Raw genomic sequence first — 12,603 nt, forward strand, 5'->3', positions numbered from 1 at the left:
GCAGCCTCGACTCGCCTTCGGCCCGCCTGCGCGGCCTCGAGACCTCGAGAGAGCGTCGCCGATCAGCCCCCGCACACCGCCGGCAGCAAGGCCCCGATCGGCCCGGTCAGCCGCGCATCGGCCAGGTCGTCCATGGCGGTGGGCTCGGCGTTCACGATGACCACCTTCGCGCCGGACTCCTTGGCCAGCGGCACCGCGCCGGCCACCGGGTAGACCTGCAGCGTGGAGCCGATCGCGAGCATCAGGTCGGCCTCGCCGGCCACCCGCAGCGCGCGGTCGATGACCTCGGGCACCAGCTGCTGGCCGAAGGAGATCGTGTCGCTCTTCAGGATGCCGCCGCAGGACAGGCAGCGCGGGTCCTCCTCGCCGCCGCGCAGGCGCGCGAGCGTTTCCTCCATGGGCCGGCGCTCGCCGCAGCGCCAGCACATGGTCCGGCGGATCGTGCCGTGCACCTCGATGACCTTGTCCGGCGAGTTCCCGGCGCGCTGGTGCAGTTCGTCGATGTTCTGAGTGATCAGCGCGTGCAGCTTGCCGCGCCGCTCGAGCGAGACCAGCGCGTGGTGACCGGCATTCGGCGTGGCGGTCCAGGCCGGGTTCTCGAGCCGGCTGCGCCAGGAGGCCTTGCGGATCTCGGGGTCGGCCAGGTAGTGCTGGATCGTGGACTGCTTTTCCGCAGCCGGGTTGCGCGTCCACACGCCCTGCGGGCCGCGGAAGTCGGGGATGCCAGATTCCGTGGAGATGCCGGCGCCGGTGAGCGCGACCACGCGGTCGGCGGCGTCTATCCACTGGCGGACGCGTTCGACGGGGCTGCTTGCGGTCATGGGCGGGCCGGCGTGTCCCTACAGCACGCCCTTGTCGCGCAGGGCCGCGATCCGCGCCGCGTCGAGCCCCAGCAGCCCGCCGAGGACCGCTTCGGTGTGCTGGCCCAGCAGCGGCGGGCCGCTCTCGTAGCGCACCGGCGTGCCGGTCAGCTTGAGCGGGCTCGCGATGCTCGGCGCGTGGCCGCCGTCGCCGCGCGGCAGCTCGAGCTGCAGCCCGCGGTGCTTGACCTGCGGCTCTTCCATGACCTGCGCGTAGTTGTTGATCGGGCCGCAGGGCACGCCTTCGCGCTCCAGCGCCTCGGTCCAGTGGCGCGAGGGCTGGGTGCGCAGGTGGGCCTCCAGGTCGGCGAGCAACGCCTTGCGGTTGGCGATCCGGTCGGTCATGCGGCGGAAGCGCTCGTCGGCGCCCAGGTCGGGGCGCCCGATCGCGCGGCAGCAGCCCTGCCACTGCGAGTCGTTGCCCACCGCCAGGATCATGTGGCCGTCGGCGGTCTCGAACACGTTGTAGGGCACCACGTTGGCGTGCGCGTTGCCGTAGCGCGGCGGGATCCTGCCGCTGTTCAGGAAGCCGAGGATCTGGTTGGCGCCGATGGCCACCGAGGTGTCCAGCAGGGCCATGTCGATGTACTGGCCCTCGCCGGTGCGCTCGGCGTGGCGCAGCGCGGCCAGCACCGCCACCGTGGCGTACATGCCGGTGAACATGTCGATGACGGCCACGCCGACCTTCTGCGGCCCGCCGCCGGGCAGGTCGTCGCGCTCGCCGGTGATGCTCATCAGCCCGCCCAGGCCCTGGAAGACGAAGTCGTAGCCGGGCTTGTGCGCGTCCGGGCCGCTCTGTCCGTAGCCGGTGATCGAGCAGTAGACCAGCGCCGGGTTCACCTTGCGCAGGCTCTCGTAGTCCAGCCCGTAGCGGGCCAGGTCGCCGACCTTGAAGTTCTCGATGAAGACCTGCGACTGCCTGGCCAGCTCGAGGGCCAGCGCGCGCCCTTCGGGCTTGCTCACGTCGAGCGTGACCGAGCGCTTGTTGCGGTTGGTCGACGCGTAGTAGGTGGAGTCGCGCGTGTCCTGGTCGTGGCTGTCTCGCAGCCAGGGCGGGCCCCAGCTGCGGGTGTCGTCGCCGGTGCGCGGCCGTTCGATCTTGATCACCTCGGCGCCGAGGTCGGCCAGGTTCTGCGAGCACCAGGGGCCGGCCAGCACGCGGGAGAAGTCGAGCACGCGCACGCCGGCCAGGGCCTGGGGCGTGGCGGAGGAGTTCTTGTCGGGAGTGGTCATGGTCTCGGAGAGTGCTGGAAACGGTCGCGCCCGCGGATTCTCGCTCGAAACGCGCTGCGCGTGGGGACGCGGTTCAAGCGCCGCCTGCTGCAGGCTGCGGCGCCGCGGGCGGCGCGAAACGCGCCTGCAGGGCGGCGAGCTGCTCGTCGCCGGTGGCAACGACCCACAGGCGTGCGGTCTCGACGATGTGGCGGTTGTGGTCCCTGAACGGACCCATCGCGACGACGTTCTGCCAGCTCACCGGGCCGGCGCGGCGGGTCTTGTTCGACGGCGTGCCGACCAGCAGGCAGTACGGCCCGAGCGGCATCGACACGAAGGGCACCGGCGGACGGGCCCGCACGCGCCAGTCGATGAACGGCGACTCGCTGAGCAGCAACGGCTCGAGCGCGTAACGCGCCCAGGCCCTTTGCGCGTCGGGCTGATACGCGCAGGCCAGGCCGATCTCGACGCAGTCCTGCACCGCGCGCTGGACCTCGGGGGGCGACCCCGCTGCCTCCGGCCTGCCCAGCTGGGCGGCCCGCAGGAATTGCGCGAGCCCGGCTTCGTGAACGGCCGGCCCCGTATCGATCGCAGCATCGCCGGCGTTTGCGACCAGCGGGACGTGGATCGGCTGCTCGGCGGCGAAGCGCGCCTTCTTGCCCTCGTCGAACCGGATCTCGCCGTTGGCGCAGTCGAGATAGCGGGTGCCGACGCGGCCGTGCTCCCAGAGCCAGTTCCTGAGGAAGGGGCGCAAGGGATGATGGAATTCTTGCTCGGTCAATGCGTGCTCACTGCGAAAGCGTTGCGGCAGGCGTGCCGAAGATTCCTCTCAGATCGGATCCCAGCTGATCACGTCGCCCGAGCGCTCGAGCGGGTAGAACTGGCCGCGCATCGCCGGGATCGCGGTGGCCGCGATGGCCTCGGGCGTCCAGCCCTCGCCCAGGTGCACCGAGCGCAGCGGCCGCGACTGGCCCATCAGCATGATCTCGTTGGCGCGCACCGCGAAGATCTGCGCGGTCACGTCGGCGGCCGCGTCGCTGGCCAGGAACACCGCCATCGGCGCGATCTTGCCGGCCTCCATCTTCTTCATGCGCTCGACCCGCGCCTTCTCCTCGGGCGTGGTGGCCGGGATCGAGTCGGTCATCCGGCTCCAGGCGAAGGGCGCGATGCAGTTCGAGCGCACCCTGTAGCGGGCCATGTCGAGCGCGATGGACTTCGACAGCCCCACGATGCCGAGCTTGGCCGCCGAGTAGTTGGCCTGGCCGAAGTTGCCGATCAGCCCCGAGGTGGAGGTCATGTGCACGTAGGCGCCGCCTTCCTGGTCGCGGAAGTGGTTGGCGGCGGCGCGGCTCACGAAGAAGGCGCCGTGCAGGTGCACGTCGATCACGCTGCGCCACTCATCCTCGTTCATCTTGTGGAACATCCGGTCGCGCAGGTTGCCTGCGTTGTTGACGACCGCGTCGATGCGGCCGAACTGGTCGAGCGCGCACTGCACGATCCTGTGGGCGCCGGCCCAGGTCGACACGGTGTCCGTGTTGGCCACCGCCTGGCCGCCGGCGGCCACGATCTCGTCGGCCACCCGCTGCGCCGGGCCCGCGTCGGCGCCCTCGCCGCCGAGGCTCACGCCGAGGTCGTTGGCCACCACGCGCCCGCCCGCAGCTGCCATGGCCAGCGCGATGCCGCGCCCGATGCCGCCGCCCGCGCCGGTGACGACGACGACCTTGCCTTCCATCATGCCCATTCGCCCTCTCCGAGTGTCGGTTCGCGCTCGTCCGTCAGAGCGTGTCTGCCGTGCCCAGCACCGCGGTCGACTGGCTCGACAGCACGCCGCCGTTGCCGTTGACCACCGCGATCCGCGCGCCGTTCACCTGCCGCGCGCCGCACTCGCCGCGCAGCTGCCGCACCGCCTCGATCATGATGAAGATGCCGTACATGCCCGGGTGCACGCACGAAAGCCCGCCGCCGTTGGTGTTGACCGGCAGCCGGCCGCCCGGGGCGATCGCGCCGTCGGCCACGAAGCGCCCGCCCTCGCCCTTGGGGCAGAAGCCGAGATCCTCGAGGAACAGGATCGTGTTGATCGTGAACGCGTCGTAGAGCTGGACCACGTCGGCGTCCTTCGCGGTGATCCCGGCCATCTCGAAGGCGCGCGCGCCCGATTCGCTGGCGGCGGTCACGGTCAGGTCGGGCAGCGAGGAGATCTGCCGATGCCAGATCGCGGTGGCGTTGCCGAGCACGTGCACCGGCGGTTTGGCCAGGTCGCGGGCGCGGTCGGCGCGCGTGAGCACGAAGGCGCCGGCGCCGTCGGTGACCAGGCAGCAGTCGCGCACGGTGAGGGGGTCGGCGACCATGCGCGCGCCGATCACGTCTTCGATCGTGAGCGGATCGCGCATCTGCGCCTCGGGGTTGAGCATCGCCCACCTGCGGGCGGCCACCGCCACCTCGGCGAGCTGCTCGCGGGTGCTGCCGTACTGGTGCATGTGGCGGGCGGCGGCCAGCGCGTACGAGGGCGCGGGCGCGGCCGGACCGTAGGGATGCTCGTAGGGCTGGGCGTCGAGCAGCTTGCGCGCCGAGGCGATCGCGGCGCGGTTGACCGTGCCGCTGCGCTGCGTGCTGCCGTAGCAGACCAGCACCGCGTTGCAGAGACCGGCGTCGAGCGCGAGCATGGCCGGCAGCAGGTGCTCGACGAAGCTCGAGCCGCCGATCATCGTGCTGTCGAGGAACTTCGGGCGGATGGCCAGGCTCTCGGCCACCGCCATGCCCCACATGCCCGACGTGACGCTGCAGGTGGCCAGGCCGTCGATCTCGCGCAGGCTGATGCCGGCGTCGGCGCAGGCGGCCAGGGCGGCCTGGGTCAGGATCTCCATCTCGGTGAAGCCCGAGGCGTCGCCGAAGCCGGCGTGGCCCACGCCGACGATCGCGGTCTTTCCGCGCAGGGCGCGCGCCATCGCTCAGCCCTCCACCGGGTCGAAGACGATGAGCGGCGCGCCGTCCTGCTGCGCGATGCGGGCCTTCACCCGCATGCCGATGCGAACCGCCGCCGGGTCGACGTTCTCGACGCGGCTCATCATCCGCACGCCTTCGTCGAGATCGACCAGCGCGATCTGCTGGTCGCCGCCGTCGGCGGGCTTGCGGCGGAACACGGTGGTCGAGTAGACCGTGCCCAGGCCCGAAGGCTCGACCCAGGCCAGCCGGTCGCTGGCGCAGCGGGTGCACTGCACGCGCGGATAGAACACGTGGTTCGAGCAGGCCTCGCAGCGCTGGATCCGGAAGGATCCGGCGGCGAGCGAGTCGAAGTACTGCTTCTGCGGACCGGCGGCGGTCATCGGCACCTCTCGGGGTTCGTTCTCATGTACGTTGGGGGCGTCGGTTCGCGGTAGATGGCGTCAGCCTTTGCGCGGGGCCAGCTCGACCGCCTGCATCAGCGCCTCGACCAGGCTCTGGTCGTCGGCCCGGCCGGTGCCGGCGATGTCGAAGGCGGTGCCGTGGTCGACCGAGGTGCGCACGAAGGGCAGGCCCACGGTCACGTTGACGCCGGCCTCGAGGCCCAGCACCTTGACCGGGCCGTGGCCCTGGTCGTGGTACATGGCCACCACCAGGTCGAAGTCGCCGCGGGTGGCGCGGTAGAACAGCGTGTCGGCCGGCAGCGGTCCCTGCACCGCCCAGCCGCGCGCCTGGCAGGCCGCCACGGCCGGCTCGATCTTCGCCTCTTCCTCGCCGCGGCCGAACAGCCCGTTCTCGCCGGCGTGCGGGTTGATGCCGCAGACCGCGATGCGGGGGTTCGCGATGCCGGCGCGCACCAGCAGCTCGCGGCCGCGCGCGATCGTGCGCTCGACCAGGCCGGGCTCGATGCGCTCGACCGCGTCGAGCAGGCCGATATGGGTGGTCACGTGGATCACGCGCAGCTTCGGCGCCATCAGGAGCATCGACACCTCGTCGGTGCCGGTGAGCCGGGCAAGCAGCTCGGTGTGGCCCGGGTACTTGTGGCCGGCGGCGTGCAGCGCTTCCTTGTTGAGCGGCGCGGTGCAGATCGCGTCGACCTGGCCGGCCGCGGCCAGCTTCGCGGCGCGCTCGATGAAGCGGAAGGCGCCTTCGCCGGCGGCGGCCGACAGCTGGCCGAAGGGCAGGCCGTCCGGGATCAGCCCGAGGTCGATGCAGTCGACGGTGTCCGGCTCGGGCGGCACCGCGATGCCTCGCGAGTCGTCGATGCGGCGCACGCGCAGGCGGCTGCCGACCCGCTTGCCGGCGGCCTCGAGCCGGCGGGCGTCGCCCACCACGACCGGGCGCAGCCGGGCGTGGACCTCGGGCCGGGCCAGCGCCTTCATGATGATTTCGGGGCCGACGCCGGCGGCGTCGCCCATGGTGATCGCAATGACGGGGCGTTTCATTCGCTTGGTTTCTCGTTCGAGGGCCTGCACTGCGTGCAGCAGGGTGTTCGCGTTGCCGAAGCCGCCGGCCTTCAGGCACAGCAGCGGGAGTGAGGCGGCTCGGGCCAGCGGCACGCCCGGCTCGACTTCGCCGAGCAGCTCGATGGCGCTTGTGCCGAGCGCGTCGAGCACCGCGCGCGCGGTGTCGCCGCCGGTCAGCACCAGGCCGCCGGCGTGCGCCGCCGCCGGGGCGGCCAGCCGGGCCAGGCCGCGCGCGATGGCCAGGCTGAGCGAGAGGTCGGTCTCGCCGTCGCCCACGGTGAGCACCGCGTGGCGGCCCGCGGCCAGCGCCGCGGCGATCGCGTCGCCGGCGGCGACATCGGGAGGCTCGGCGACCAGGCGGGCTGCCGGCACGGCGACGGCCAGCGCCCCGGTGGCCGAGACGATGGCGGCGGCCTGGGCGCGGGCGACGGGCGCGCGGCTGCCGATCACGGTGAGCACCGGCCCGACCGGGCGCCCGGGCACCTGGGTGGGCGAGGCATCGCGGGGCGCGGGCGGCCGTCGGCGGAGTGCGGCCAGGCTGCGGGCCAGGCCCGCCGAGCCGGCGATCAGGGGCGTGCGGTCCAGCAGGGCCAGCGAACGGGCCAGGCGCGACAGTTCTTCGACGCTCGACGCATCGCAGACCGCGACCCGGACGCCTGCCGCGAAGGCCTGCGCGATCCGGTCGGCGAGCGCCTGCTCGCCGCCGGCCGGCGCGGGCGCGAGCGAGACCGCGGACAGGCCTTCGGCCTGCAGTCGGGCCACCGGGTCGGCCGGGCCCGCGATGCCCGCGCCGCGCCAGAGCGCGGTCGTCGCCAGCGGTTCGCCGTTCACGAAGCAGCGGCCGCCGGCGAGCGTCCGGCCCTGTTGCGGGAAGGCGGGCGCGAGCACCGCGCCGGCGGCCTCGGGCATCGCGTCGAGCGCCGCAGCGAGTTCGCCGGCCAGGTGGCCGCGCAGCGTGGAGTCGATCTTCTTGTAGACCAGCGTGCCCGGCGGCCGGTTCGCGATGGCCGCGCGCACCCGCCGGACGGCCTCGCCGGGCGGCAGGGCCCGCGAGTCGGTGTCCACCGCGAGCACCGAGCCGTCGGCAGGCCTTGCCGCCGGAAGCGCGGCCAGCGACACGATGGCGCGCGCGCCGGCCGAGGCGAAGGCCGCGGCGCAGTCGGCGGCGCCGCTCAGGTCGTCGGCAACGATCAGGATGGTTCCGGCGACGGTTCCGGCGAGGCGGGGGGTCGGGAGCGGCACGGTGGCGGACATCGTGGAATGTTAACGCCCGGGTGGGATCGACCGGCCTGCTAGCATCGTCGCTTTTCGACCGGGCAGGACGGAAACAGGATGGAGATCATCGCCTCCGGGCAGGTGCACGACGGCCGCGGGCCGGGCGGGCCCGAGCCCGATGCCGGCAGCTTGCTGGCGCTCTACCGGACCATGTGCCGGATCCGGGCGTTCGAGGACGCGGCCGAGGAAGCGAGCAAGGGCGGGGTGGCCGCCTTCGGCCAGGCGGTGGGCGGCAAGGCGCAGGTGCGCGGCCCGCTGCACCTGTCCACCGGCCAGGAAGCGGTGCCGGCGGGCGTGTGCGCCCACCTGCGGGCCGACGACTGGCTCACCTCGACCCACCGCGGCCACGGCCACACGCTGGCCAAGGGCGCGAGCCTGGAAGGGATGATGCACGAGCTGTTCGGCAAGGCCACCGGCTTTTGCGGCGGCAAGGGCGGCTCGATGCACATCGCCGACTTCTCGGTGGGCATGCTGGGCGCCAACGGCGTGGTGGCTGCCGGCATTCCGATCGCGGTGGGCGCGGCGCACTCGATGGCGATCCAGGGCCGGGACGCGATCGCGGCCACCTTCTTCGGCGACGGCGCGCTCAATCGCGGCCCGCTGGCCGAGGCCATGAACTGGGCGGCCGCCTTCAGGCTGCCGGTGCTGTTTGTGTGCGAGGACAACCAGTGGTCGGCCACCACCAAGACCGCGGCGATGTCGGCCGGCGAGGGGGCGGCCGCGCGGGCCGCGGGCTACGGCGTGCCGGCGATCGCCGTCGACGGGATGGACGTGGTCGCGGTCTGGCGGGCGGCCGGCGAGCTGATCCAGGAGATCCGCGAGGGCCACGGCCCGCGCCTGCTGCACGCCCGGACCTACCGCTTCAAGGGCCACGTGTCGGTGGATCCGGCGGCCTATCGCGATCCCGCCGAGCTGGCGGCCGCGATGCAGGGCGACCCGATCGCGCGGGTGCGCGAGACGCTGCGCGCGGCCGGCATCGCCGACGACGCGATCGACGCGGCGATGCGCGAGGCGCGCGAGGAAGTCGCGGCGGCGGTGGCCACGGCCGATGCCGCGCCCTGGCCCGACGCGCAGGCGGCCTTCGAGGACATCCAGGACACGGGGAGCGGCCGGTGGCAGAACTGATGACGTACGCGGGCGCGGCGGCGGCCGGGCTCGCGAAGGCGATGCGCGAGGACGCCGCGGTGGTGGCGCTGGGCGAGGACATCGGCCGCGGCGGGATCTTCGGCCAGTATCGCGGGCTGCTCGAGGCCTTCGGCGAGCGCCGGGTGATCGACACGCCGATCTCCGAGGCCACGATCGTGGGCGCCGCGGTGGGCATGGCGCTCACCGGCCTCAAGCCGGTGGTCGAGATGCGGGTGATCGACTTCGCGATGTGCGCGATGGACGAGATCATCAACCAGGCCGCGAAGAACCGCTTCATGTTCGGCGGCCAGGGCCGGGTGCCGGCGGTGATCCGCATGCCCAACGGGATCTGGAGCGCGTCGGCGGCCCAGCACTCGCAGTCGCTCGAGGCCTGGTTCGCGCACGTGCCCGGCTTGGTGGTGGTGGCGCCGGCCACTCCGCAGGACAATCATTCGCTGCTGCGCGCGGCGCTGGCCTGCGGCGATCCGGTGGCCTACTTCGAGCACAAGGAGCTGTGGGCGCTGGAAGGCGAGGTCGACGCCTCGCTCGAGGTGCCCATCGGCAAGGCGCGCCGGGTGCGCGAGGGCGGCGACCTGACCATCGTGAGCTGGAGCAAGGCGGTGCACTGGAGCGCCGAGGCGGCCGATGCGCTGGCCGCCGAGGGCGTGGGCGTGGACCTGATCGACCTGCGCACGATCTGGCCCTGGGACCGCGACGCGGTGCTGGAATCCGCCGCGCGCACCGGCCGCGTGCTGATCGCCCACGAGGCGATCCAGGTGGCCGGCTTCGGCGCCGAGATCGCGGCCACGCTGGCCGAGCACGGCGGCGCGCGCGTGGCGCGCTGCGGCGGGCCGCGGATTCCGGTGGGCTACTCGCCGGGGCTGGAGGCGCAGGCGCGGCTCACGCCGCAGGCGATCGCGGCGCGGGCGCGGGAGCTGCTGCGCCGGGGGTGAAGGCCGACACGCCGCGGCGCCGGGAATCGTCGGCGCGGCGGCACGAGAGGAGGAGACATGGGCGAGACGAATTCCGTCGACGTCGCGCAGGCGCAGCGCTGGCTCGCCGAGTTGTTCGCGCCGTGGGTGCAGGCGCTGGGGCTGGAGGTCGTCCGCATCGCGCCCGGCGAGGCGGAGCTGCTGTTGCCCTTCTCGCCCCAGCTGTGCCGCGTGGGCGGCACCGTGTGCGGGCAGTCGCTGATGGCCGCGGCCGACACCTCGATGGTGCTGGCGATCGCGTCGGGGCTCGGCGAATTCCGGCCGATGACCACGGTGGGCCAGACCACCAGCTTCATGCGCGCGGTGGCCGACGCCGACGTGCGGATACTGGCGCGGGTGCTCAAGCCCGGGTGCACGCTGAGCTTCGGTGAAGTGCAGATGAGTTCCGCGGCCGACGGCAAGCTGGCCGCGCAGGTGACGACCACTTACGCGATGCTTTGAACGAGTCCTGAACGAGGGAGGAGACGATGGGCAAGACGAACACGAAGAAGGTCGCCTGGATCACCGGCGGCGGGACCGGCATCGGGCTGGCCACCGCGCAGCGGCTGGCGGGCCAGGGCTGGCACGTGGCGGTGAGCGGGCGGCGCGAGGCCGAGCTGAAGGCGGCCTGCGACGCGATCGCGAAGGCCGGCGGCAGCGCCGAGGCGGTGCCGCTCGACGTGTCGGACGCCGCGGCGGTGACCCGTGCCGCCGAGGGCATCCTGGCGCGCAATGGCCGGATCGACGCGCTGGTCTGCTCGGCCGGCACCAACGTGCCCAACCGCTACTGGAAGGACCTCACGCCCGAGGCCTTCGCCAAGGTCAGCGCGATCAACCTGAACGGTGTGGCCTTCTGCGTGGGCGCGGTGCTGCCGGCGATGCGCGCGGCCGGCGGCGGCTCGATCGTGGTGGTGTCGTCCTGGGCCGGCTGGCGCTACCTGCCCTTCACCGGCGCGGCCTACGGCGCCACCAAGCAGGGCCTGTCGCCGCTGGTCGAGAGCATCAACGACCAGGAGGGCGGCAACGGCATCCGGGCCACCCACGTGTGCCCGGGCGAAGTGGCCACGCCGATCCTGCGCTCGCGGCCGGTGCCGCCGCCCGAAGAGGACATCGCGCGGATGCTCGAGCCCGAGGACGTGGGCGACGCGATCGCCTACGCGGTGAACGCGCCGGCGCATGTGTGCCTGAACGAGATCGTGATCGGGCCGACCTGGAACCGGATCTATCGCGGGGCGGAGGACCTCCGGCGGCGCTGATGCGCGCCGCGCGGCGCCGGCGCGCCGGCGCGCGCCCTTCTACAGCGCCTCGGCCGGCACCGCCTGTGCGAGCAGCGTGCGCCAGGCGGTCTCGGTGGCCGGCCAGTCGCGCTCGCCCAGCGCGTGCAGCCGGCGCAGCACCTGCGCCAGGTGCCAGGTGGGCGGCTGGCCCAGCGCGGCGGGCCGTTCGCGCCAGATCCGCCGTATCACGTTGTCGCCCACCGCGAAGCGCTGGGCGATGGCCTCGATGGCCGCACGATCCTGGCCGGCGTCGATGGCCCGGCGCAGCACGCCGGCCCAGTGCAGGCTGTGCGCGCTCTGGCTGCGCGCGGCGAGCGGCTTGAGGTCGAAGCCGGCGCTGGCGCTGTGCTCCGGCGCCAGCAGCGAGTCGGCGAAGAAGTCGGCGAAGGCCGGCAGGCTGGCCAGCATGTGCGCGCGGTGCGCGGCGCGGGCCGGCTCGATGCGCAGCCAGTTGTAGCAGCCCAGGTGCCGGCCCGCCCCGGTGCGGGCCAGCTTGGCCAGCGAAACCGGGTCCAGCGACGACTCGATCAGCGCGGCGATCCGCGCATCGACGGCCGCCTCGCGCAGGTCGATCGAGCGCAGCGCGCGACCGTAGAACTCGACTTCGATCAGGCCCTTGCGCAGCGCGCCGCGCAGCGCGGCGAGGAAGTCCGGATAGCGGCCGCCGTGGTCGAACAGGTTGCCGGCGAGCGCCGGTTCGAGGCGCAGCTCGCGCGCGAGGTGGCGATGCCAGTCTTCGTGCCGGCGCTCGAGCACGGTGAGCATCTCGCGGGCCAGCGCTTCGAACAGGACATCGAGCGTGCGCTCGCCCCGTGATCCGTCCGGGGCTTCGCCGGGGGTCTCGCCTGATTCGCGACGGGCCAGCAGCTCGACCAGCAGGGCGAGGGTGCGATCGGACAGCAGCGCGCGGAAATCGTAGGCGAGCCCGTCCCGATCCACGCCGACGAAGCGCACGTTCAGGCCCCAGGCGCGCGTGAGCTGCGCGAACACCGGGTTGGCCATCAGCGAGAGGCGCGAGGCGAGCGGCAGCGTGACGACGAACAGCCGCCAGTCGGACGAGGGGTTGCGGAAGACCAGCGCGCGCGGGCTGTCGCCATAGCTGCGGGCCAGCCAGGCGAGCTCGGGGCCGCCGGTGCCGTCGTCGCGCAGTTCGGCGTCGATCGGGTAGGCGTCGGCCTGGATCGATTCGTGCTGGGTCAAGCGGGGCGAGGCGGGAGCGGGCCGGGGACTGCCGGGGGGCCGGATGCAGGAAGCGCGCTGCGCCGGGCGCGCGCTCAGTCGGCCCGCTTGGCGAAGATGAGCAGGCCGGCGCCGAGCGCCAGGACGGCGGCGGCGACCACGGTGCGCGCGACCGAGCCGCGCCAGGCAGCTTCGAGCGCGAACAGGATCCCGGCCGCGACCACGATGCGGGCGGTGCCGGCGGTGCGCTGTGCGGGACTGAGCTGTGCCATGGAGAATCCCCGGTCATGCATGGGGA

The 12,603-nt window shown here is 73.3% G+C and carries 13 protein-coding genes; 4 read left to right on the forward strand and 9 right to left on the reverse strand.

Features of this window, described 5'->3' with window-relative positions:
• Window positions 1–62: 62 nt before the first annotated feature.
• From FHP08_RS13635 to pdxA, 7 genes are all read right to left on the reverse strand, one after another.
• The gene (locus FHP08_RS13635) at window positions 63–821 is read right to left on the reverse strand and encodes an SIR2 family NAD-dependent protein deacylase (RefSeq protein WP_147705022.1); all 759 of its coding nucleotides are present in this window, start codon (window positions 819–821) and stop codon (window positions 63–65) included.
• Window positions 822–839: 18 nt separating this feature from the next.
• Window positions 840–2,093 carry a CaiB/BaiF CoA transferase family protein gene (locus tag FHP08_RS13640; protein WP_147705023.1) on the reverse strand — a complete coding sequence of 418 codons (1,254 nt, stop codon included), beginning with the start codon at window positions 2,091–2,093 and terminating at the stop codon, window positions 840–842.
• A 73-nt stretch (window positions 2,094–2,166) separates the two neighbouring features.
• Window positions 2,167–2,853 carry a hypothetical protein gene (locus FHP08_RS13645; protein ID WP_147705024.1) on the reverse strand — a complete coding sequence of 229 codons (687 nt, stop codon included), beginning with the start codon at window positions 2,851–2,853 and terminating at the stop codon, window positions 2,167–2,169.
• 48 nt (window positions 2,854–2,901) lie between these two features.
• On the reverse strand, window positions 2,902–3,813 hold the full coding sequence (locus FHP08_RS13650; protein ID WP_147705025.1) for an SDR family NAD(P)-dependent oxidoreductase: 912 nt from the start codon (window positions 3,811–3,813) through the stop codon (window positions 2,902–2,904).
• Window positions 3,814–3,847: 34 nt separating this feature from the next.
• Window positions 3,848–5,017 (reverse strand): thiolase, encoded by a 1,170-nt coding sequence (locus FHP08_RS13655; RefSeq protein ID WP_147705026.1) that lies wholly within the window; start codon window positions 5,015–5,017, stop codon window positions 3,848–3,850.
• Between the two features lie 3 nt (window positions 5,018–5,020).
• Window positions 5,021–5,395 carry a Zn-ribbon domain-containing OB-fold protein gene (locus FHP08_RS13660; protein WP_147705027.1) on the reverse strand — a complete coding sequence of 125 codons (375 nt, stop codon included), beginning with the start codon at window positions 5,393–5,395 and terminating at the stop codon, window positions 5,021–5,023.
• Between the two features lie 60 nt (window positions 5,396–5,455).
• Window positions 5,456–7,732 carry a 4-hydroxythreonine-4-phosphate dehydrogenase PdxA gene (gene pdxA, locus FHP08_RS13665; RefSeq protein ID WP_147705028.1) on the reverse strand — a complete coding sequence of 759 codons (2,277 nt, stop codon included), beginning with the start codon at window positions 7,730–7,732 and terminating at the stop codon, window positions 5,456–5,458.
• Between the two features lie 171 nt (window positions 7,733–7,903).
• Between pdxA and FHP08_RS13670 the strand changes: the two genes are divergently transcribed.
• From FHP08_RS13670 to FHP08_RS13685, 4 genes are read left to right on the forward strand one after another with little or no spacing between them, the layout of a single operon-like run.
• Window positions 7,904–8,878, forward strand: coding sequence for a thiamine pyrophosphate-dependent dehydrogenase E1 component subunit alpha (locus FHP08_RS13670; RefSeq protein WP_147705155.1), 975 nt, complete (start codon window positions 7,904–7,906; stop codon window positions 8,876–8,878).
• Window positions 8,878–9,831, forward strand: coding sequence for an alpha-ketoacid dehydrogenase subunit beta (locus FHP08_RS13675; RefSeq protein ID WP_147705156.1), 954 nt, complete (start codon window positions 8,878–8,880; stop codon window positions 9,829–9,831). Before FHP08_RS13670 ends, FHP08_RS13675 begins: the two co-directional genes overlap by 1 nt.
• Window positions 9,832–9,888: 57 nt before the next feature.
• Window positions 9,889–10,311, forward strand: a complete 423-nt coding sequence (locus FHP08_RS13680; RefSeq protein WP_147705029.1) for a PaaI family thioesterase — start codon at window positions 9,889–9,891, stop codon at window positions 10,309–10,311.
• A gap of 26 nt (window positions 10,312–10,337) precedes the next feature.
• On the forward strand, window positions 10,338–11,105 hold the full coding sequence (locus FHP08_RS13685; protein WP_147705030.1) for an SDR family oxidoreductase: 768 nt from the start codon (window positions 10,338–10,340) through the stop codon (window positions 11,103–11,105).
• A gap of 39 nt (window positions 11,106–11,144) precedes the next feature.
• Here the strand turns inward: FHP08_RS13685 and FHP08_RS13690 are convergent, their stop codons facing one another.
• Together FHP08_RS13690 and FHP08_RS18465 are read right to left on the reverse strand one after the other, a co-directional pair.
• Window positions 11,145–12,326, reverse strand: a complete 1,182-nt coding sequence (locus tag FHP08_RS13690; protein ID WP_147705031.1) for a hypothetical protein — start codon at window positions 12,324–12,326, stop codon at window positions 11,145–11,147.
• Between the two features lie 74 nt (window positions 12,327–12,400).
• Window positions 12,401–12,577, reverse strand: coding sequence for a hypothetical protein (locus FHP08_RS18465; protein ID WP_187272298.1), 177 nt, complete (start codon window positions 12,575–12,577; stop codon window positions 12,401–12,403).
• Window positions 12,578–12,603: the final 26 nt, after the last annotated feature.

It is taken from the genome of Zeimonas arvi (assembly GCF_008039575.1).
Classification (GTDB): domain Bacteria; phylum Pseudomonadota; class Gammaproteobacteria; order Burkholderiales; family Burkholderiaceae_E; genus Zeimonas; species Zeimonas arvi.

What these genes read in the sequence shown, in the direction of transcription:
- FHP08_RS13675 (WP_147705156.1), top strand. Translation starts at nt 8,878, where the DNA reads ATGACGTACGCGGGCGCGGCGGCGGCCGGGCTCGCGAAGGCGATGCGC.
- FHP08_RS13635 (WP_147705022.1), bottom strand. Translation starts at nt 821, where the DNA reads ATGACCGCAAGCAGCCCCGTCGAACGCGTCCGCCAGTGGATAGACGCC.
- FHP08_RS13655 (WP_147705026.1), bottom strand. Translation starts at nt 5,017, where the DNA reads ATGGCGCGCGCCCTGCGCGGAAAGACCGCGATCGTCGGCGTGGGCCAC.
- FHP08_RS13660 (WP_147705027.1), bottom strand. Translation starts at nt 5,395, where the DNA reads ATGACCGCCGCCGGTCCGCAGAAGCAGTACTTCGACTCGCTCGCCGCC.
- FHP08_RS13685 (WP_147705030.1), top strand. Translation starts at nt 10,338, where the DNA reads ATGGGCAAGACGAACACGAAGAAGGTCGCCTGGATCACCGGCGGCGGG.
- pdxA (WP_147705028.1), bottom strand. Translation starts at nt 7,732, where the DNA reads ATGTCCGCCACCGTGCCGCTCCCGACCCCCCGCCTCGCCGGAACCGTC.
- FHP08_RS13650 (WP_147705025.1), bottom strand. Translation starts at nt 3,813, where the DNA reads ATGGGCATGATGGAAGGCAAGGTCGTCGTCGTCACCGGCGCGGGCGGC.
- FHP08_RS13640 (WP_147705023.1), bottom strand. Translation starts at nt 2,093, where the DNA reads ATGACCACTCCCGACAAGAACTCCTCCGCCACGCCCCAGGCCCTGGCC.
- FHP08_RS18465 (WP_187272298.1), bottom strand. Translation starts at nt 12,577, where the DNA reads ATGGCACAGCTCAGTCCCGCACAGCGCACCGCCGGCACCGCCCGCATC.
- FHP08_RS13680 (WP_147705029.1), top strand. Translation starts at nt 9,889, where the DNA reads ATGGGCGAGACGAATTCCGTCGACGTCGCGCAGGCGCAGCGCTGGCTC.
- FHP08_RS13670 (WP_147705155.1), top strand. Translation starts at nt 7,904, where the DNA reads ATGTGCCGGATCCGGGCGTTCGAGGACGCGGCCGAGGAAGCGAGCAAG.